At 65.8% G+C, this 19,104-nt stretch carries 17 protein-coding genes; 8 read left to right on the top strand and 9 right to left on the bottom strand.

Annotated elements, in window-relative coordinates:
• Positions 1–70: 70 nt before the first annotated feature.
• A complete protein-coding gene (locus tag IEV62_RS02790) occupies positions 71–373 on the top strand; it encodes a glycoside hydrolase family protein (RefSeq protein WP_229732779.1) in 303 nt (100 codons plus the stop codon).
• Positions 374–407: 34 nt separating this feature from the next.
• On the opposite strand, the gene IEV62_RS02785 is transcribed toward IEV62_RS02790, so the two are convergent.
• A complete protein-coding gene (locus tag IEV62_RS02785) occupies positions 408–1,154 on the bottom strand; it encodes a FadR/GntR family transcriptional regulator (protein WP_229732791.1) in 747 nt (248 codons plus the stop codon).
• 128 nt (positions 1,155–1,282) lie between these two features.
• Between IEV62_RS02785 and IEV62_RS02780 the strand changes: the two genes are divergently transcribed.
• From IEV62_RS02780 to IEV62_RS02750, 7 genes are all read left to right on the top strand, one after another.
• Entirely contained in the window at positions 1,283–2,848 is a 1,566-nt protein-coding gene (locus tag IEV62_RS02780) for an aldehyde dehydrogenase (NADP(+)) (protein ID WP_188445322.1), read from the top strand.
• A gap of 44 nt (positions 2,849–2,892) precedes the next feature.
• Positions 2,893–3,885: an AraD1 family protein gene (gene araD1, locus IEV62_RS02775; RefSeq protein WP_188445321.1), complete on the top strand. Its 993-nt coding sequence runs from the start codon at positions 2,893–2,895 to the stop codon at positions 3,883–3,885.
• Complete coding sequence (locus IEV62_RS02770; protein ID WP_188445320.1) at positions 3,885–4,811, top strand: Gfo/Idh/MocA family protein; 927 nt, start codon at positions 3,885–3,887, stop codon at positions 4,809–4,811. Before araD1 ends, IEV62_RS02770 begins: the two co-directional genes overlap by 1 nt.
• Positions 4,804–5,679 carry a 2-dehydro-3-deoxygalactonokinase gene (locus IEV62_RS02765; RefSeq protein ID WP_188445319.1) on the top strand — a complete coding sequence of 292 codons (876 nt, stop codon included), beginning with the start codon at positions 4,804–4,806 and terminating at the stop codon, positions 5,677–5,679. Before IEV62_RS02770 ends, IEV62_RS02765 begins: the two co-directional genes overlap by 8 nt.
• Positions 5,676–6,326, top strand: a complete 651-nt coding sequence (locus tag IEV62_RS02760) for a 2-dehydro-3-deoxy-6-phosphogalactonate aldolase (RefSeq protein ID WP_188445318.1) — start codon at positions 5,676–5,678, stop codon at positions 6,324–6,326. Before IEV62_RS02765 ends, IEV62_RS02760 begins: the two co-directional genes overlap by 4 nt.
• Positions 6,327–6,334: 8 nt before the next feature.
• Positions 6,335–7,330: a glycoside hydrolase family 43 protein gene (locus IEV62_RS02755; RefSeq protein ID WP_373868537.1), complete on the top strand. Its 996-nt coding sequence runs from the start codon at positions 6,335–6,337 to the stop codon at positions 7,328–7,330.
• Between the two features lie 203 nt (positions 7,331–7,533).
• Positions 7,534–7,884: a response regulator gene (locus IEV62_RS02750; RefSeq protein WP_188445314.1), complete on the top strand. Its 351-nt coding sequence runs from the start codon at positions 7,534–7,536 to the stop codon at positions 7,882–7,884.
• A 435-nt stretch (positions 7,885–8,319) separates the two neighbouring features.
• Here the strand turns inward: IEV62_RS02750 and cobA are convergent, their stop codons facing one another.
• From cobA to IEV62_RS02710, 8 genes are all read right to left on the bottom strand, one after another.
• On the bottom strand, positions 8,320–9,144 hold the full coding sequence (gene cobA, locus IEV62_RS02745) for a uroporphyrinogen-III C-methyltransferase (protein ID WP_373868534.1): 825 nt from the start codon (positions 9,142–9,144) through the stop codon (positions 8,320–8,322).
• On the bottom strand, positions 9,137–11,719 hold the full coding sequence (locus IEV62_RS02740; protein WP_188445311.1) for a nitrate reductase: 2,583 nt from the start codon (positions 11,717–11,719) through the stop codon (positions 9,137–9,139). The genes cobA and IEV62_RS02740 overlap by 8 nt, the downstream gene beginning before the upstream one ends.
• Complete coding sequence (nirD, locus tag IEV62_RS02735) at positions 11,716–12,060, bottom strand: nitrite reductase small subunit NirD (protein ID WP_188445309.1); 345 nt, start codon at positions 12,058–12,060, stop codon at positions 11,716–11,718. Before nirD ends, IEV62_RS02740 begins: the two co-directional genes overlap by 4 nt.
• A complete protein-coding gene (gene nirB / locus IEV62_RS02730) occupies positions 12,057–14,525 on the bottom strand; it encodes a nitrite reductase large subunit NirB (RefSeq protein ID WP_188445307.1) in 2,469 nt (822 codons plus the stop codon). Before nirB ends, nirD begins: the two co-directional genes overlap by 4 nt.
• Entirely contained in the window at positions 14,522–15,739 is a 1,218-nt protein-coding gene (locus IEV62_RS02725) for an alginate export family protein (RefSeq protein ID WP_188445306.1), read from the bottom strand. The genes nirB and IEV62_RS02725 overlap by 4 nt, the downstream gene beginning before the upstream one ends.
• The gene (locus tag IEV62_RS02720) at positions 15,739–17,022 is read right to left on the bottom strand and encodes a nitrate/nitrite transporter (RefSeq protein WP_188445304.1); all 1,284 of its coding nucleotides are present in this window, start codon (positions 17,020–17,022) and stop codon (positions 15,739–15,741) included. Before IEV62_RS02720 ends, IEV62_RS02725 begins: the two co-directional genes overlap by 1 nt.
• Positions 17,023–17,206: 184 nt before the next feature.
• Positions 17,207–18,421 (bottom strand): ABC transporter substrate-binding protein, encoded by a 1,215-nt coding sequence (locus IEV62_RS02715; protein ID WP_188445302.1) that lies wholly within the window; start codon positions 18,419–18,421, stop codon positions 17,207–17,209.
• Positions 18,418–18,996, bottom strand: coding sequence for an ANTAR domain-containing response regulator (locus tag IEV62_RS02710; protein WP_188445300.1), 579 nt, complete (start codon positions 18,994–18,996; stop codon positions 18,418–18,420). The genes IEV62_RS02715 and IEV62_RS02710 overlap by 4 nt, the downstream gene beginning before the upstream one ends.
• Between the last annotated feature and the right edge of the window lie 108 nt (positions 18,997–19,104).

The following is a 19,104-nucleotide window of genomic DNA, read 5'->3' as shown; positions in this document are numbered from 1 at the left end:
AGTTCGTCGTGCGATACACAGGTGCGGCAGGTTTGGGCATCACGCCCATCTATCCCACTCGATTCCCTACGTGAATCCCCAACGTCAGTTTTGCAACAAAGCCCCGCTCAGCCCCAATTTCCGCGAAGCGCCGACGATCGTGCGCGCGCCGGGCGGCAAGGACTGGCTGCTCTATTACGAGCAATATGCCGGTACGAGTTATGGCTTGTCGACGGCGCCGACGCTCGCGGGGCCATGGTATCAGGTGTCGGGCAATAGTGGTGTGCCGGCATGGAATCGCTACGAAATGCCGGCGGGCACGCGTCATGGATCGATGATCGCAATCACGCGCACCGAGTACACCGCAATCGTGGCAGCGTTTCCGGAGCGATAATCTACCAGAGCCGAACGGAGGATCGGGTGGATTGCTACCTCCGGCCCATCGCTGCGCGGGTATCGTCGAGCGCGAGATCAACCAGCACGCGCATCGCCTGGCTTGCTTCGCTCGCATCGCTGGCGGCGATCGCTTCGTAGACGCGCAAATGATCCGGCAGCGCATTGCGTGGCAGCGTCCGGCCGCGCTGCTTGAACTGCGTGGTCCAGTTGACCGCTGCGCCGATGCTCGCGCTCAACGTCAGCAGCGCATCGTTGCGCGTTGCTTGCAGGATCGCTGTGTGGAAGTCGCGGTCAGCGGCGCGACCCAGCTCGCTCGACAGTGTGTGGCGACGCATTTCGGCGAGTGCGTCCTTCATCACCTTCAGATCCACCTTGTCGCGACGCTCGGCGGCGAGCCCGGCTGCGGCCGGTTCGACGATCGCGCGCAGCTCGAACAAATTGCGGACGAAATCCACGTCGGGCTCGCCAGCGAATGCCCAGGCCAGGACGTCGGGATCGAGCAGGTTCCAGCGGCTGCGTGGCAGCACGCGCGTGCCGGTCTTGGTGCGGCTTTCGACCAGCCCCTTGGCCATCAGGACTTGCACCGCCTCGCGGTATGCGCTGCGGGAGACCTCCAATTCCTCGGCGAAGGCGATCTCGCCCGACAAGGTATCACCGGGGGCATATTCGCCCGCGAGGATCGCAAGGCCAAGTTTGTGCGCCACCGCCCCGTTCAGGCGACGGCCGGTGCCGCGCGGCTTGCGCGTCGGTTCGACCGGAGGTTGGTTCGGATCGTCCATGGCACTGTCGTCACGCATTCCTTAACCCTCCAATCCGCATCCCTAACAGGGCCGTCCTCAAGTCCAAAAGACAAATCATTGCGTTTCGCTCGTCTCAGCCATATGTCCGAGTAATTCAGGAGAGTGATATGACCGCCGATTCCGCCACAATCGACAGCGCTGACAGCAGCTTCCGCTCGGTTGTCGCCGCGACCGGCGAGCCCGTCGGCGCGGCGTTTGCGACGCATGGTCCGGACGATGTCGCGGCGGCCTGCGCGTCAGCCGAGGACGCGTTCGATACGTACCGCGCATCCGACCGCGAGACGCGCGCGCGCTTTCTGGAGCGGATCGGCGAGGAGATCGTCGCGATTGGCGACGATCTGATCGTTGCGGCGATGCGTGAGAGCGGCCTGCCAAGGGCGCGACTGGAGGGCGAACGCGGGCGTACCGTCGGGCAGTTGAAGCTGTTCGCCGGCGTTGTGCGCAGCGGGGCGTGGCTCGGCCTCCGGATCGACCCGGCCATGCCCGAGCGCCAGCCGTTGCCACGCCCGGACCTTCGCCTGCGGATGATCCCGCTCGGGCCGGTTGCGGTGTTCGGCGCATCGAATTTTCCGCTCGCTTTCTCGACCGCCGGTGGCGACACCGCCTCCGCGCTGGCGGCCGGGTGTCCCGTCGTCGTCAAGGGCCATCCGGCGCATCCGCAGACGGGCGCGCTTGTGGCAGACGCGATCCGTCGCGCAGTGGCGGCGTGTGGTTTGCCCGCAGGCGTCTTCTCGCACCTCGTTGGGCCGGGCAACGCGCTGGGCACGGCGCTGGTCACCGATCCGCGGATTGCCGCGGTAGGCTTTACCGGGTCGCGCGGCGGCGGTCTCGCGCTGCTCGCGCTGGCGCAGGCACGCGCGGTGCCGATCCCGGTCTATGCCGAGATGTCGAGCATCAACCCCGTTGTCCTGTTGCCGGCTGCGTTGAAGGCGCGCGGCGCAGCGCTGGGAACGGCATTCGTCGGTTCGCTGACGATGGGTGCGGGCCAGTTCTGCACCAATCCCGGCCTTGTGCTGGCGATCGATGGTGAGGGCCTCGACGCCTTCGTGACGGCGGCGAGCCATGCCGTGGTCGAAGCCGATGCCGGGCTGATGCTGACGACGGGGATCCATGCCGCCTATCAGCACGGCGTCGATGCGCTGGCCGGTCGGCCGGAGGTCGAGACGGTCGCACGCGGCAAAGCGGGCAATGGCATCACGCGCGGTCAAGCGGCCTTCTTCTCGACCACTGCCGCTGCTTTCCTGGCGGAGAAGGCGCTGGGCCATGAAGTGTTCGGCGCTTCGTCGATCCTGGTCAAATGCCAGGACGAGGCCGAACTGGCCCGGGTGATCGCTGGCCTTGAGGGGCAATTGACCGCGACGCTGCACATGGACGCGGACGACGAACCAGCGGCGGCGCGGCTCTTGCCAATGCTTGAGCGCCGGGTCGGGCGTATCCTTGCCAATGGCTGGCCGACGGGCGTCGAGGTTGCCCATGCGATGGTGCATGGCGGACCCTATCCCGCCACCTCGGACGCACGCACGACCTCGGTCGGCAGCTTGGCGATCGATCGCTTCCTGCGGCCGGTATCCTATCAAAATCTGGCGCAAGGCGTGTTGCCGCCCGAACTGCGCGACGCCGCCGCGCAGGACGGCGTCCCGTGCTTGCGCGATGGAACGCCTTCGCTCGATTGAGCTGAAAAGGGCGCAACGTCGGCAAACGATCAGGGGAAAATGAAATGGCTATTAGGCTCTTGCAGCATCGCGCCGACGACGGCACACGCTCGGTGATTGCCGCCGACGGGGACAATGCGGCTTTTGTGCCGGGCGTGGCGAGCGTCCGGCTGCTGGCAGCGCGCGCGATCGAACAGGGCGTCACGCTGGCCGAGGCCGTCGCGGCGTGCGGATCCGGTGATACAGTCGATCTGGCGGGCGAATTGGCCGCCGGGCGGTTGATCGCGCCGATTGACCATGATGACGCGGCGCATGTCCTGCTGACCGGCACGGGCCTGACGCATCTTGGCTCGGCCGAGGGGCGCGACAAGATGCACCGCGCCGCCGCAGAAGCGCAGACGCAGACCGATTCGATGCGGATGTTTCTTGAGGGCGTCGCAGGCGGCAAGCCGCCGGCGGGCGAGACCGGCCAGCAACCCGAATGGTTCTACAAAGGCGACGGGACACAACTCGTCGCGCCCGGTGCACCGCTGATGATGCCCGCTTTCGCGCAGGACGGCGGCGAAGAGCCGGAGCTGGCCGGCATTTACCTAATCGGCCCCGATGGCACGCCGTTCCGCCTGGGCCTCTGCCTCGCCAACGAATTCAGCGACCATGTGACCGAGCGGCACAATTATCTGTGGCTCGCGCACTCCAAGCTGCGCCAGGCGGCGCTTGGCCCCGAACTTCTGGTCGGCGTGCCGCCCGCGCATGTCCAAGGCACCAGTCGGATCGTACGCGAGGGCGTGACGCTGTGGGAAAAGCCCTTCCTGTCGGGCGAAGACAACATGTCGCACAGCATCGCCAATCTCGAGGCGCATCACTTCAAATACGATCTGTTCCGCCGCCCCGGCGACATCCATATCCATTTCTTCGGCACCGCGACGCTGTCGTTCAGTGATGCGGTGAAGACCGAGGTCGGCGACGTGTTCGAGATCGCAGCCGCGCCCTTCACGCTGCCGCTGCGCAATCCGCTCGGCCGTGCGCTGGCCGCGCCGGTCGTCGTCCGGGCGCTGTAATGGAGCCGATCCGCATCGCCGTCATCGGCATGGGCAAGATTGCGCGTGACCAGCATTTGCCGGCAATCGCAGGCAACGCAGCGTTCGGACTTGCCGCCACGGTTTCTCCGCATGATCCGGGTGTCGAGGGCGTGGCGCATCATCGCAGCCTCGAGGCCCTGCTCGTCGAGGGGCCGGCGGTGGACGCGGTGGCGCTCTGCACCCCGCCGCAAGTGCGCTACGATCTTGCAGCGCAGGCCCTGGCGCGCGGCGTCCATGTGTTCCTCGAAAAGCCGCCCGGCGCGACCTTGGCCGAGGTCGCCGCGCTCGACGATCAGGCGCGCAAGGTTGGCGTCACGCTGTTTGCGGCTTGGCATTCGCGCTTTGCCGCCGGGGTGGCGCCGGCACGGGCATGGCTCGCGGAGCGCAGGGTCGACCGGGTTTCGATCATCTGGCGCGAAGACGTGCGAGTTTGGCATCCGGGTCAGGCGTGGATCTGGGAGCCGGGCGGCCTCGGCGTGTTCGATCCCGGCATCAACGCGCTGTCGATCGCCACGCACATCCTGCCGCGCCCGTTCTTCCTCAAGGCGGCGACGCTGACCATCCCCGCCAACCGCGCCGCGCCGATCGCTGCCGAGATCGAATTTCGCGATACCGGTGGCGCCCCGATCCTGATGGACCTCGACTGGCGGCAGACCGGGCCGCAAAGCTGGGATATCATCGTCGAAACCGATGCGGGTACGTTGAAACTGTCCAACGGCGGCGCGGTGCTGGCGCTGCCGACCGGCACGGACCATAGCGAAGACCGCGAATATCCTGGGCTATACGCGCGCTTCGCGACGCTGATCCAGGGTGGGCGCAGCGATGTCGATACCGATCCGTTGCGTCTGGTCGCGGATGCGTTCCTGCGCGGGCGGCGGGAAACGTCCGAAGCCTTTTATGACTGATCAACGCGCGTTTCTCGCGGTGGATTGGGGCACGACCAACCGCCGGGTGTACCGCATCGTTGGCGGGATTGTGGAACAGGAAGAGCGTGACGATCGCGGGATTCTGGCGGTCGGGCAGGGTGGTTTTGCCAGCGAGGCGGCGGCGATCCGGGCGCGCATGGATGATTTGCCGATGCTGTGCGCCGGCATGGTCGGGTCAAACCGCGGCTGGATCGAGGTGCCGTATGTCGACTGCCCCGCCGATCTCGCCAGCGTGGCGGCTGGCGTCGCGTGGGTCGAGCCTGGGCGCACCGCGATCGTCCCCGGCGTCGCGCGGCGCGGTTCCGATCACAGCGACGTGATGCGCGGCGAAGAGGTGCAATTGCTTGGGGCGGTCGCGGCGCGGCTGGTGCCGGAGAACTCGCTGCTCTGCCAGCCGGGCACGCATTGCAAGTGGGCCATGATGGCGGGTGGCAGCATCGCGTCATTCGCTACCGCGATGACCGGTGAGCTGTTCGCGCTGCTGCAGCACCACAGCTTGCTCGCGGCGCAGATGAACGATACGATCGCGCCGAACGACGATTTCCGGCGCGGTGTGCGTGACTCCGCCGACGGTGTGCTGCTCACGCGGCTGTTCGGCGTCCGCGCCGATTTCGTCACCGGGCGGCGCGGCCCGACCGCCGCCGCCTATGTCAGCGGGCTGTTGATCGGCACCGATGTTCGCGCACAAGTATGCGATCGGGCAGGGGAGGTGTTCGTGCTCGCCGATACGACGCTCGGCGGCCTCTATGCCGCGGCGATCGAAGGGGCGGGCGCACGCGCGCATTTGATCGACAGCCACGCTGCCTTCGTCAGCGGCATCACCAGCATCTGGAACACCCTGTCATGACCATGCCCGCCGATTTCGCCTCCGCGCTCGATCGCTTCCCGCTCGTCGCGATCCTGCGCGGTATCCTGTCGGCCGAGGTGCTTGCGGTCGGCGATGCGCTGGTCGAGGCGGGCTTCACGCTGATCGAGGTGCCGCTCAATTCGCCCGATCCGCTGATCTCGATCGAACGTCTGGCGCGGCATCTCGATGGCGTCGCGGTGGTCGGCGCGGGCACTGTTCTGACCCCGGTTGACGTCGCTGAGGTCGCTGCGGCGGGCGGGCGAATGATCGTCTCACCCAACACCAATCCCCAGGTGATCGCCGCCTCGGCCGCTGCGGGGCTCGCTTCGTTGCCCGGTTGTGGCACCGCAAGCGAGGCGTTTGCCGCGCTCGCCGCTGGCGCGCACGCGCTCAAATTCTTCCCGGCCGAGGCGATCAACCCCAGCGTCGTAAAGGCTCTTGCTGCAGTGCTGCCAGCGGCGGTGCCGAAGCTGGTTGTCGGGGGCATCACGCCGGAGACGATGCAGCCCTGGGTCGCTGCGGGCGCGGGCGGGTTCGGGCTGGGCTCGGCGCTCTACAAAAAGGGTGATACGGCAGCGACCGTAGCGGGCAACGCGCGCGCCTTTGCCGCGGCGCTCGACGCGCTCGGTTTACGGCCAAGCCGCTGATGCCGCGGATGCTGCCCGCGCTGATGCTCGGCCTCGCAGTCGCAAGCTCAGCGACTGCAGGCCGCACGCCGCGATCGATTACCAATCCGATCTTGCCGTCAGGGCCTGATCCGTGGATCGTGCGGCAGGGCGATACCTTTTACTACATGAACACGCTGGGAACCCGGCTGACGATTCGCAAGACGACCGACCTCGCGCGGCTAGCCGAGGCGGCGGAAATAACGGTCTGGACGCCACCTTCAAGCGGTCCCAACGCACAATCGATCTGGGCCCCTGAGTTGCACCGGATCGACGGCGCTTGGTACATTTATTATACCGCCGCCGAGGGTGGACACGACGAGGATGCCCATCGCGGCATCTTTGTGATCGAAAACAAAGGCGACGATCCGACGGAAGGCACGTGGACCGATCGCGGTCGGCTTGAAACCGAGCATAGCGGCATTGATGGCACGACGTTCGTCAACGCTGGCAAACGGTATTTCGTCTATTCCCCCTATGTGGGGCCAGACAGCGATCTGGCGATCGTTGAGATGGCAAACCCCTGGACGCTGACTGGCCCAGAAACGATCATCGCGCGGCCCGACCGCGATTGGGAACGGCGCGGCGGGCGGCCAATTCTGGAAGCCCCGGAATTTCTCGCCGGACCAAAGGGCGATCTGTTTCTGAGCTATTCGGCCAGTGCCTGCTGGTCGGACGACTATGCAATCGGCATGCTCAGCGCACCTGCCGGCAGCGACCCGCTCAACCCCGGCACCTGGACCAAGATGCCACAGCCCGTCATCGCCAAGGCACCCGACGAGGGTGTCTATGCACCGGGGCATAACGGCTTCTTCACCGCGCGCGACGGGACGAACTGGATCGTCTATCACGCCAATTCGGCACCGGGCATGAAATGCACATCCGCGCGCGCACCGTATATCCAGCGCTTTGTTTGGTCGCAATCTGGAATGCCAATGTTTGCGCGGCCGACTGCCGCAAGAGTTGAATTTGTGCTGCAGAAGTGACGATGTGGAAGCGATAACCAGCTCGGCCGATCGAAATCGACGATGACATCAGGTTCCCGCGGTCAAACACAGTGAGTTATCAGTATTGGGACCAGAATGTCGGCCACTGTAGCGCGATGAACGAACCGCCTCGGATTCGACGTACCACACTCCCGAGCTGGCGCGTTCCAAGGCCATTGGTCGGGAGAAGCGGTGTGTGCCACGTGTTGATTATCGAGGACGAGCCGCTGATCGCGCTAGATCTTGAGGATTTGCTTAAAAGGAATGGGGCACATAGCTTCAGTTTCGCGAATAGCCAGCAAGCGGCCATCGATGAGTCCCGCATCAACCCGCACCCGCAGGACTTTATCCTATCGGATGTTGTGCTCACCGAAGGCACGGGATCACTCGCTGTCGAAGTCGTCCGCAGCGAGCTGTGGCGAGAGATCAAGCCGGAGGTAAAAGACTGCGTCGCGCCCTGTGCGAAGGGTGGTGCGGGGGCCGTCAATTTCGGGCGCGCCAAAGACGCAAATCTCACGTTGCCAGGTGGCGGTGCTCATATCTGCGCTTGCTGAGAGTAAGATACCCATGAATGCTGCCAGCTATATCGCGGATGCCATGACCACATGCGATGGCTTTGCCTGGGAAGACCAGGGAGTTGCCGACGCGGTATTTCGCCTATCCGATGAAAGCGCCCCGCTAAACGATGATTGATGTGGAATGGGCAAAGAGCCGGGCGACTAGCGTACGGTAATTTCCGCTTTTCCCATCTCTCGAAGTGGCGACCTGACCGCAATCGCCCAATCTTCGCCATAGAAAGCACCTTCAGCCAATCCCAAAAGCCGCCAACAATTATCTGCTCGTCGCGCAATGCCGAACGGCGGCCCCTGGCACTTTGCCGCCATTCGCTGCTTGCCCTGCGAACGGCAGCTTCAAATCACACCTGACATCAAAGCTGCATGCGACCCACGGCATGGCAAACAAATGAGTGACCGCTAGCAGTCTAGCGATCAAATCGCTGCTGACCACACCGCGAGCATATCGACGGCGAAAGTGCCGCTGCCGCTAGCCTCGTACGCCGCCCGAGCAAGTTTCGGCACGGTTTGGGCGCGCATTGCTTCTCCGACCAAGATTAACGCGGGGCCGGCACCCGAGGCACGATCGACCACCAGCGCCAGCAAATCGAGTCTGGTATGGACGAGACGTTCCGACGCAAGGCTGACATCGCTCGCGATCAGCACCGGGGTAACTGGCGCGAGGCCGTTTGCAATAAGCTGGCTGGCGATATCTGCCGCCGCACCGCGCCCCATGTAAAAGGCGAGGGTCGCGGAGGAATCCGAAAGCGCCGCCCAGTCAAGATCCAGCGGCTCGCCAGCACGCGCGTGGGCGGTTACGAAACGCAGTTCACGCGCCGATCCGCGCAGAGTCAGCGACAAGCCGGCGCTGGCCGCTGCGGCGCTCGCCGCAGTGATGCCGGGGCAGATCCGGACGCTAAGGCCGTGGTGGGCAAGCGAGTCAATTTCCTCGGTCGAGCGGCCGAAGATCGAGGGATCGCCGCCCTTCAGCCGCACCACCCGCTCCCCGGCGAGCGCAGCCTCGACCAACAGCGCGTCGATCGCGGGCTGGGTCTTGGAATGGCGGCCCGAGCGCTTGCCGACCGAGACGCGCGTAACATTCGCAGGGATCAAATCGAGTACACCCGGGCCGACCAACGCATCGTAGAAGACGATGCTGGCCGCGCCGATCAGTCGCTCAGCCTTGCGCGTGAGCAGATCGGGGTCGCCCGGGCCGGCGCCGACCAGCCAGACTTCGCCGGGTGCGATCAGTTCAAACATGGACACTCTCCTGGACGGGCAGCAGCTTGGCGATGGCAGGACGGCACGAGCCGCAATTCGTGCCGGCGTTGATCGCCGCGCCGACCGCCTCCACGGTGACGAGTCGCTGCTCGGTGATCGCGGCTAACAGGCTATTGAGGCCGACGTCGAAGCAGACACAAACGATCGCGCCGCGATCGAGAGCAGGGGTAGCCGGGCGCCCGGCAAGCACTTCGAACGAAGATGCTTCGTCCGTGCCGAGCTGCCCGATCAGCCAGTCACGCGGCGGCAGGCCGGCGCTGCGCGAGACGAACAACGCCGCCTGCAACTGCCCCTCTGCCAGCATCGCAGAGCGTACCACGCCCCGGCGTGCATCGATCATCTCCGCGCGCTCGCCCTTGGGCATCAGCGCGATCATCGCCGCGGGATCGCCTTCGCCCGCCAGTTCGACCAGCCAGCCATGCGCGGTGCGAATTCGTGTCCAATAGACGCAATCCGGGATGCCCGGCCGCTCGCGCGAGACGAGGAAGCCGGTCCAGTCGGGCTTGTACGATCCGGCGCGCGCGGGGCTGTTCTTGAAGCCGGGCTGGCCCGAGATCGGATCACGATCCGGCCCCGGCAACAGCCCCGCGCGGCCGCCGGCGCTGGTCTGATCACTCCAGTGAATCGGCACGAACAGGTCGCGGCGGCGCTGGTCGGGGGTGACGGCGACGCGAAAGATGCTTGCGCCGTTCGGCGTCTCGACGCGGGCGAGCGCGCCATCGGTGATGCCGAGCCGCCGTGCAGTGTCGGGATGAACCTCGACCAGCGGTTCTCGGCGGTGCTGAGACAGCTTGGGCGACAGCCCGGTACGCGTCATCGTGTGCCATTGGTCGCGGTAGCGGCCGGTGTTGAGCCGCAACGGATAGGCGCGGCTGGCATCGTCGCGCGGCGCGTGGACGACGGGCACGAGCCGCGCCTTGCCGTCGGGCGTTGGGAAGGCGCGATCCGCGAAGGGCGAGGTGCCGCCCCATTGGAACGGCGTCATCGCGGCATAGGCGGCGTCGGAAATCGTTGCCTGGCCGGAGATATCGAGTAGGCGCGTCCCGCCATTCTCGAAGCCGGTCTGCGCCGCGAATTCGCGGAAAACGCTCGCGGCGTTCGCAAAGTCGAAGCCGGCAAAGCCCATGCGCGTGGCGACCTCGGCGACCTGCCACCAGTCGGCGCGGGCCTCGCCGGGGGCGGCGAGAAACGCGCGCTGGCGCGACACGCGACGTTCGGAATTGGTGACCGTGCCGTCCTTCTCGCCCCAGCCGAGCGCGGGGAGCTTGACCTGCGCAAAGCGCAGCGTATCGGTCTCGGCGATGCAGTCCGACACGACGACGAACGGGCAGTTGGCGAGCGCGACGCGCGCCATCCGCGCATCGGGCATCGAGACGGCGGGGTTCGTCGCCATGATCCACACCGCCTTGATCTTACCCTTGGCCATCGCGTCGAACATGTCGACCGCCTTGAACCCCGGTCCAGAGCAGATCGTCGGCGACTGCCAGAAGCGTTGGGCGCGGTCGCGCTCGGCGTCGGAGAAGCCCATGTGCGCGGCGAGCGTGGAGGCGAGACCGCCGACCTCGCGCCCGCCCATCGCGTTGGGCTGGCCGGTGATGCTGAACGGCCCCGCGCCGGGTTTCCCGATCCGACCGGTGGCGAGATGAAGGTTGATGATCGCGTTGGCCTTGTCGGTGCCGCTGGTCGACTGGTTGACGCCCTGGCTGAACAGCGTGATCGTGCGCGGGTGATCCGCAAACAGGTCGTAGAACGCCTGCAGGTCGGCGGGCGCGATGTCGCAGGTGCGCGCGACGTCGGGGTTCGGCAGCGTCTTCCAGAAGCCGTCGGGGACGTGCACGCGCTCGGCCAGCGCCGTGCCGTCGAGCCGCCAGCTCGAGCGCATGTGCGCGAGCAGCCCGGTGAACAGCGCGACGTCGCTGTCGGGCGCGATCGCGAGATGCAGGTCGGCGCGCTCGGCGGTCTCGGTGCGGCGCGGGTCGATCACCACGAGTTTGGTGCCGCGCGCCGCCCGCGCCACCTCGATCCGCTGCCAGATCACCGGATGGCACCACGCGGTGTTCGATCCGACCAGCACGATCAGGTCTGCCGCATCGAGATCGTCGTAGCTGCACGGCACGACATCTTCGCCGAACGCGCGGACATGCGCCGCGACCGCGCTCGCCATGCACAGGCGCGAATTGGTGTCGATATTGGCGGTGCCGATGAAGCCTTTCATCAGCTTGTTGGCAACGTAATAGTCCTCGGTCAGCATCTGGCCCGAGGCATAGAAGGCGACGCTGTCGGGGCCGTATTCGGCGATCGTCGCGGCGAACCGCTGCGCGACATGGTCGAGCGCATCGTCCCAGCTGGCTTGGCGGGTGCCGATCATCGGGTGGAACAACCGGTCTTCGAGGCCGATCGTCTCGCCGAGATGCGCGCCCTTGGAGCAGAGCTTGCCGAAATTGGCGGGGTGCTCCGGGTCACCCGCAATCGTCGCCGAGCGCGCGCCGGTGGGGGTGGCGAGCACGCCGCAGCCGACGCCGCAATAGGCGCAAGTGGTCTTGACCGTGGTCAAGCCACGCCTTCCAGCGCCGCCGCCCGGCCGATCAGGATCCGCCCGCCGTCGATCTTGACCGGGATCACCGGCACGCACCCTTTGTCCTCGCCCAGCGCCTCGCCCGTCACCAGCGAGATCCGCCAATTGTGCAGCGGGCACGTCACCGTGGTGTCATGGACGATCCCCTGGCTGAGCGGCCCCTGCTTGTGCGGGCATTGGTTGGCGAGCGCGTAGATCTCGCCATTGGCGGTGCGGAAGATCGCGATCTCGCGCCCGCCGCGCACCGGCAGCGTGCGCGCGCCGAGCGCGGGAAGCTGGTCGACTCGACCGATGTCGAGCCATTCGCCGACCGCACTCACGCCGCCACCAGCGAAGGCGTCGCGAGAGGACGGATTTCGGCGAGATGCTGGTGGAGTTTGTAATCCTCCCCCGCCGCGCGTTTCGCCCACGGGTCGTCCTGCATGAAGCGCTGCGAGAAATGGAAACGGGCAGTCAGCGCCACGCGGCCTTCGACGTCCTCGACGATCCGGGCCTTGATATAGTCGAGCCCGACGCGCTCGACCCACGGCGCGGTGCGATCGAGATAGCGCGCTTCCTCGCGGTATAGCTGGATGAACGCCGCGCAGTGATCGAGCGCCTCCTGCTCGGTCGCCACCTTGCACAGGAAATCGGTGCCGCGCAGCTTGATCCCGCCATTCCCGCCGATCGACAGTTCGTACCCGCTGTCGACACAGATTACGCCGAAATCCTTGATGGTCGCCTCGGCGCAATTGCGTGGACAGCCCGACACCGCGATCTTGAATTTGTGCGGCATGAAGCTGCCCCAGGTCATCTGCTCGGTCTTGATCCCGAGCCCGGTCGAATCCTGTGTGCCGAAGCGGCACCATTCGGAGCCTACGCACGTCTTCACGGTGCGGAGCGCCTTGGCATAGGCATGGCCGCTGACCATGCCCGCAGCGTTAAGATCGGCCCACACCGCGGGCAAATCCTCCTTCTTGATCCCGAAGATGTCGAGCCGCTGGCCGCCGGTCACCTTGACCATCCGCGCTTGGTATTTCTCTGCGACATCGGCGATCGCGCGCAATTCCTTGGGGTTCGTCACCCCACCCCACATCCGCGGGACGACCGAATAGGTCCCGTCCTTCTGGATGTTGGCGTGCATCCGCTCGTTGACGAAGCGCGACTGGTTGTCGTCGACGAATTCGCCCGGCGATGCGCACAGCAAATAGTAATTGAGCGCTGGGCGGCACGACGAGCAGCCGTCCGGCGTCGTCCAGTGCAGCGCCTGCATCACCTGTGGGATCGCCTTGAGGCCTTTCTCGGGGATCAGCCGGCGGACGTCCTCATGCGTAAAGCTGGAGCATTTGCACAATGTCGGCGCGGTGCGCTCGCCGTCGAACGCGTCGCCCAACGTGACGGCGAGCAACCCCTCGACCAAAGGCGTACACGACCCGCACGAGGCCGAGGCCTTGGTGCAGGCGCGCACCGCATCAAGTGTGCAGGCGCCCCCTGCGATCGCGCCGACCACTTTGCCCTTGCTGACGCCATTGCAGCCGCAGATCTCGGCGTCGTCCGCCAGCGCCGCGACTGCCGCATTAGGGTTTGCCGATGCCGCTCCTCCGCTGGCAAAGGCCTGGCCGAAGATCAGGGCGTCGCGGATCTCGGCGACATCCTGCCGCTTCTTGAGCAGGTCGAAATACCAGTTGCCGTCCTGCGTATCCCCGTACAGCACCGCGCCAATGACGCGGTCGTCCTTGACCACGACGCGCTTGTAGATGCCGCGCGCGGCATCGCGCATGACGATATCCTCGCACCCCTCGCCACCCGAGAAATCGCCCGCCGAGAAGACGTCGATCCCCGAGACCTTGAGCTTGGTCGAGGTGACCGAGCCGGTATAGCCCGAGGGCGTCGCGACGAGCCCGTCGGCGAGGCTGCGGCACATGTCCCATAAGGGCGCGACCAGGCCGTAAACTAGGCCATTATGCTCGACGCATTCGCCGACTGCGAGGATGTTGGCGTCCGAGGTGACGAGGTGATCGTCGACATGGATGCCGCGCCCGATCGCGAGATCGGCGCCGCGCGCCAGCTTGACGTTGGGGCGGATGCCGACCGCCATCACCACCAGCGACGCCGGGATCTCATGCCCCGACTTGAGGCGTACGCCCTCGACCTTGCCCTGACCGTAGATTTCGGCGGTATCGGCGCCGGTCAGGATCGTTTGGCCACGCGCTTCGAGCGCTTCCTTGAGCAGCCAGCCAGCCGCTTCGTCGAGCTGGCGCTCCATCAGCGTCGGCATGATGTGGAGCACGGTCACCTTCATGCCGCGCAGCGAAAGGCCATGCGCGGCTTCGAGCCCGAGCAGCCCACCGCCGATCACCACCGCGTCGCCACCGGCGTCGGCCGCGCGCAGCATCGCGCCGACATCGTCCATATCGCGGAAGGTCACGACGCCCTGCAGATCGTGCCCCGGCACCGGGATTATGAACGGGTCCGACCCAGTCGCGAGGATCAGCTTCTCGTAGCTCTCGACTCGACCGGATCGTGCCGTGACAGTCTGGATCTTGCGGTCGATCGCCACGACCGGATCACCCGCGACCAGATCGATCGCATTGTCGGCATACCAGGCGAGATCGTTGATCACGATGTCGTCGAACGATTTGTCGCCGGCGAGCAGCGGCGAGAGCATGATGCGGTTGTAGTTCACGTGCGGCTCGGCGCCGAAGATCGTGATGCGATAACGGTCGGCGTCGCGCGCGAGGATTTCCTCGATCGCGCGGCAGCCCGCCATGCCGTTGCCGATGACGATGAGATGCGGTTTGGTCATGAAAAGGCCCAATCCAGCGAGAGCCAGAGTTTCTTGGTGTCGGTCGCGAAGCGGTCGGCGCGATAGTCGGCATATCTGATAAGCGCGGTGTATTTGCCCTTCTTGACGCTGAGCTGGGCGTCGATCTCGTTGCCATAATGCTGGCGGAGCCGGTCGCTGTCGAAGCGATGGTAGCTCGCGATCAGGCCGATCGCGTCGAACCCGGCGATCTTCTTCCAGCTATAACCGACCGACCCATAGGCATCGCGCAGGCCATTGGCCGGGGTGACGAGAAACTTGTCCGCCCAGCCGTTGAACTTGTGGAGCGTGGCGAGCGGGGTCTGGAAGCTAGTGACCGCGACACCCTGGTCCGCGCCGAGCACCTCATACCCGCCGATCAGCGACAGCGCCCTGACGGCAAGGCCGAGCTCGCCGGCATAATATTCCGCGTGATAGCGATTGGGGTTGCGGTGATAGTCGCTCTGCGACGCGAAGCTCGCCAGATAGGTCAGCTTGACCGTCTTGCTCAGCGGATAGGCTCCGGCGAAGCGGCCGCCGTAGCTCTGACTCGAATTGACGAACACCTGCCGCTGGTCCTGGTCGACCATATAGGCAAAGCCGGTCAGCGTGCCGAGGCTGGTCTTGTACGACAGGTTGGCAAAGACATTGTCGCCGCCGATTTCCGCAAGCTTTGCAGGACCGAAGCGATTGCCGCCGTCGATCCCCCAGATCGTGCGGACATTGTTCGCATAGGTCACATCGGCCTTGAGGTTCTTGATCGCGGACCATTCGACCCGCACCGCATCGAAGGTCTGCTCATTGTCGCGCCACGCGACCGCGCCGACGAAGCGTTGGTCGTCGAGGTTGATCGCCTGCCGCCCGACAGTGACGACGGTCTGCTTGAGCCCGCGATATTGCACCTGCAGACGGTTGAGCTCGACATTCTGCGGATCGGGGACGATCGGATAGGTAGTCTTGCCGTTGACCCCACTATTGTACGCCGGGTTGATCGCCAGTGTTGCCTCGGCCTCGGCGAGGAAACTGAAATCGTTCAGTTTCGCCTCGAACCCGCTGCGGATCCTGAGCGTGACCGCGTCGGCATCCTGGGCGAACGGCGCCTGCTCGACATGTTCGTAGCGCAGCCGCGCATCGATCAGCGGGGCGAGTTTGAGCGGGTCGGCGAGGGCCGGTGTCGCCACCAGCCCTCCCAATGTGAGGAGCGACAGCGCGCGCATCAGATCCGCGCTCCGTTCGTTGCGGTCCAGCTGCCGCGCCAGTGACTCTTGACCTTGAGAATCCCGAGCAAGGCGACAACCGCCAGCCCGGCGAAGATCAGGAAGCCGGGCGAATTGCTGCCGGTCCATTGCTTGGCGAAGCCAAGCGAGGACGCGAGGTAAAATCCGCCGATCCCGCCGCCGAAGCCAACGAGGCCCGTCATCACGCCGATCTCGCTGCGGAAGCGCTGCGGCACGAGCTGGAACACCGCGCCATTGCCGAAGCCGAGCGTTGCCATCACCAGCAGGAACAGCCCGAGCGAGACGACCAGCGAGGCGGGAGCGGTGCTGATCGCGATTAGCGTGAGCGCCGCCAGCAGATAGACCGCGGTTAGTGTACTGATCCCGCCGATCTTGTCCGCCACCGCGCCGCCGATCGGCCGCACCAAAGATCCGGCAAAGACGCACGCCGCGGTGCAATAGCCCGCCATCACCGGGGTCAGCGCGAAACGGTCGGTGAAATAGACCGGCAGGCTGGCGGCAAGCCCGACAAACCCGCCGAACGTCACGCCGTAGAATAGCATGAACCACCAGGTGTCGGCTTCCTTGAGCACCGACAGATAGGCGGCGAACGGCTTGGGCGCGGGCTGGCTCGGCGAATCCTTCGCCATCGCCATGTAGAGCACGAAGACGATCGCGAGCGGGATCACCGCGAGCCCTAGCACCGCGTTCCACCCGAACGCCTTGGCGAGCATCGGCGCGAACAGCGAAGCGAGCACGGTGCCCGAATTGCCCATGCCAGCGATCCCCATCGCCTTGCCCTGATGCTCGGCCGGATACCAGCGCGACGCCAGGGGCAAAGCGACGGCGAAACTCGCCCCGGCAAAGCCGAGCACGACGCCGAGCGCGAGCGTGCCCTCGAAGCTGTGGACCCCGAACAGCCAGCCGATCGACAGGCCGACGATGACGATGATCTGCCCGATCGCGCCGGTCTTCTTCGGCCCGATCTTGTCGACCAGCAGGCCGTTGACGAGCCGCAGCACCGCGCCGGCGAGCGTCGGCACTGCGACCATCAGGCCCTTCTCGGCGGGCGACAGCGCCAGTTCCTTGGCGATGATCGGCGCGAGCGGACCGAGCAGCACCCACACCATGAAGGCGAGATCGAAATAGAGGAAGGCGGCGATCAGCGTCGGGCGGTGCCCGCTCTGCCAGAAGCCGGTGGCGCGCGATGCGCTCGGTTTCGCTTTGGGTCGCGCGCTGGTCCCCACCAGCCCGGCGTCAAACTCTGTCTGCAACTGCGTCATCGTCCCGATTCCCCTCGAGCAAACGCAAAAAAGCCGCCGCGGCGCTCGATCATTCGAGACGCGACGGCGACTTTGCCAGATTGTTGGTGGTGCCGAAGACGCTACCCCGTTGCAGCATCTCGACGATGACCGAAAGCTGCATCGATTTGCGCCGCAACGCAACAATTTTCTGCAGCGCGGTCGATTATGCTTCGAATCCGCCAAGATAGCCGGTGAGATCGGCCGGATCGAAGCTCCGCGCATCGAAGAATCGGTCGGCACCGAGGATCAGGCGCCCCTGCGTCGTACCGACACCAAGCGATCCGGCGATCCCGCCCTCGAGCTTCGAGCTCGCCCCCGGCAGCGGTACGCCGAGCGGTCGCAGCGCGGCGCGATAGACGTCGGGGCGGAAAACGCGTTGCGCCGCATCATAATCGGCCGGGTTCGGTGACGCGTGGCCGGCGATGCACATCTGCGCATAGAGCCACGCCGCTTGGCTGACCCAAGGGAAATTGGCCGCCTCGCGATGCTGGAACATGAAATCGGGTACGTCGATCGGATCGGCGCCCTGCGCGAAAACGATTCGGTCGGAAATAGCGTGGCCGATCAGCGTCGCCGACCCGTCGAGATAGGCGGGCCCGGCGAGGATCGCGGCGATTTCCTCACGCCGCGCCGGATCGACGAAGGCGACGCCCGCGCGGTACAGCGCGCGCAGCAGCCGATGCGCGAGGTCGGGATCTTCCTCCATCCGCGCGGTGCGCATCGCCAGCACCTTCTCGACGCCGCGAAGCCAGATTTGCGAGGTTACCGCAACGATTACCCCGACGCCGCGGTCGACCGCGACGCTGTTCCACGGCTCGCCGACACAGATCCCGTCGATCTCCCCGGCGGCAAGCGCATCGGCGGCGAAGGGCGGTGCGACGGTAACGATCGAGACGTCAGCATCGGGATCGATACCGCAGCCGATCAGCCAATAGCGCAGCATGTAATTGTGGCTCGAATAGCGATGCACCACGCCGAAGCGCAGCGGCGCACCGCGCTCGCGTGCCGCCTGCGCAACCTCGACAAGCCGCCCACCGATTGCCGCGACGTCGCCCGGCGAACCCACCGCGGTGACGCGTGCCGCAAGATCGGGCCGCAGCGTAATCGCATTGCCGTTCAAGCCCAGCACGAACGGCACCGACAGCGGCGTCGCCGGACGCCCCAGCCCCAGCGTAGTAGCGATCGCGAGCGGCGCGAGCAGATGCGCTGCATCGCTATGGCCGTAGAGCAAACGGTCGTTGACCGTCGCCCAACTCATGTCTCGCACGAGCTCGAGAGAGATTCCCTCGGCCTCGGCAAAGCCAAGTTCGCGCGCGAGGATCGGCAAGGCGGCGTCGACCAGCGGCAGGAAACCGATGCGGAACGGCGTGGTCGTCATAAATCCCCCATCAGCCGGTTAGCGGTGACGATCGCGTCGGCAACGTCGCCGATCCGCCGCCCGCTATCCATCGCCGCCTTGCGCAGCGCGGCATAGGCAGCAGGCTCGTCGATCCCGCGCTTCTTCATCAGCAGCGCCTTGGCCTCGTCGATCGCTTTGCGCTCGGCGAGCGCGCTGCGGGCTTCGTCGAGTTCGGTGCGCAGCCGCGAGTACGCGCGGAAGCGGCGGATCGCGAGTTCGAGGATCGGACGGATGCGCTCCTTCTTGAGCCCGTCGACGACATAGGCCGAGACGCCAGCGTCGATCGCCGCCTCGATCCCGGCGACATCGCTCTGGTCGACAAACATCGCGACCGGCCGCGCCATCGCCTTCGACAGCGCGAACAGCTCCTCGAGCTCATCGCGGTGCGGATTGGCGAGGTTGATCAGCACGACGTCGGGCGACAATGCCTCAAGCCGCGCGGCGATACCGCGGCGATCGATGAAGATCGTGACGTCGCTCAGCCCCGCATCGCGCAGACCTTCCTCGATCACGGCCGCGCGCGCAGCACTTTCATCGACAATCGCAATTCTCAAATGCGTATCCCTCGTAACATCCCTTAGACCGATGACCTGGGAGACCAAAGCTGATTGAGCGGACGATCCGCGGGTACCGTGAGCGCGTGTACGACGACAGCTTCTGGG

It is taken from the genome of Sphingomonas psychrolutea (assembly GCF_014636175.1).
Lineage (GTDB): Bacteria > Pseudomonadota > Alphaproteobacteria > Sphingomonadales > Sphingomonadaceae > Sphingomonas > Sphingomonas psychrolutea.
This window is presented reverse-complemented; position numbering and strand designations above follow the sequence as displayed.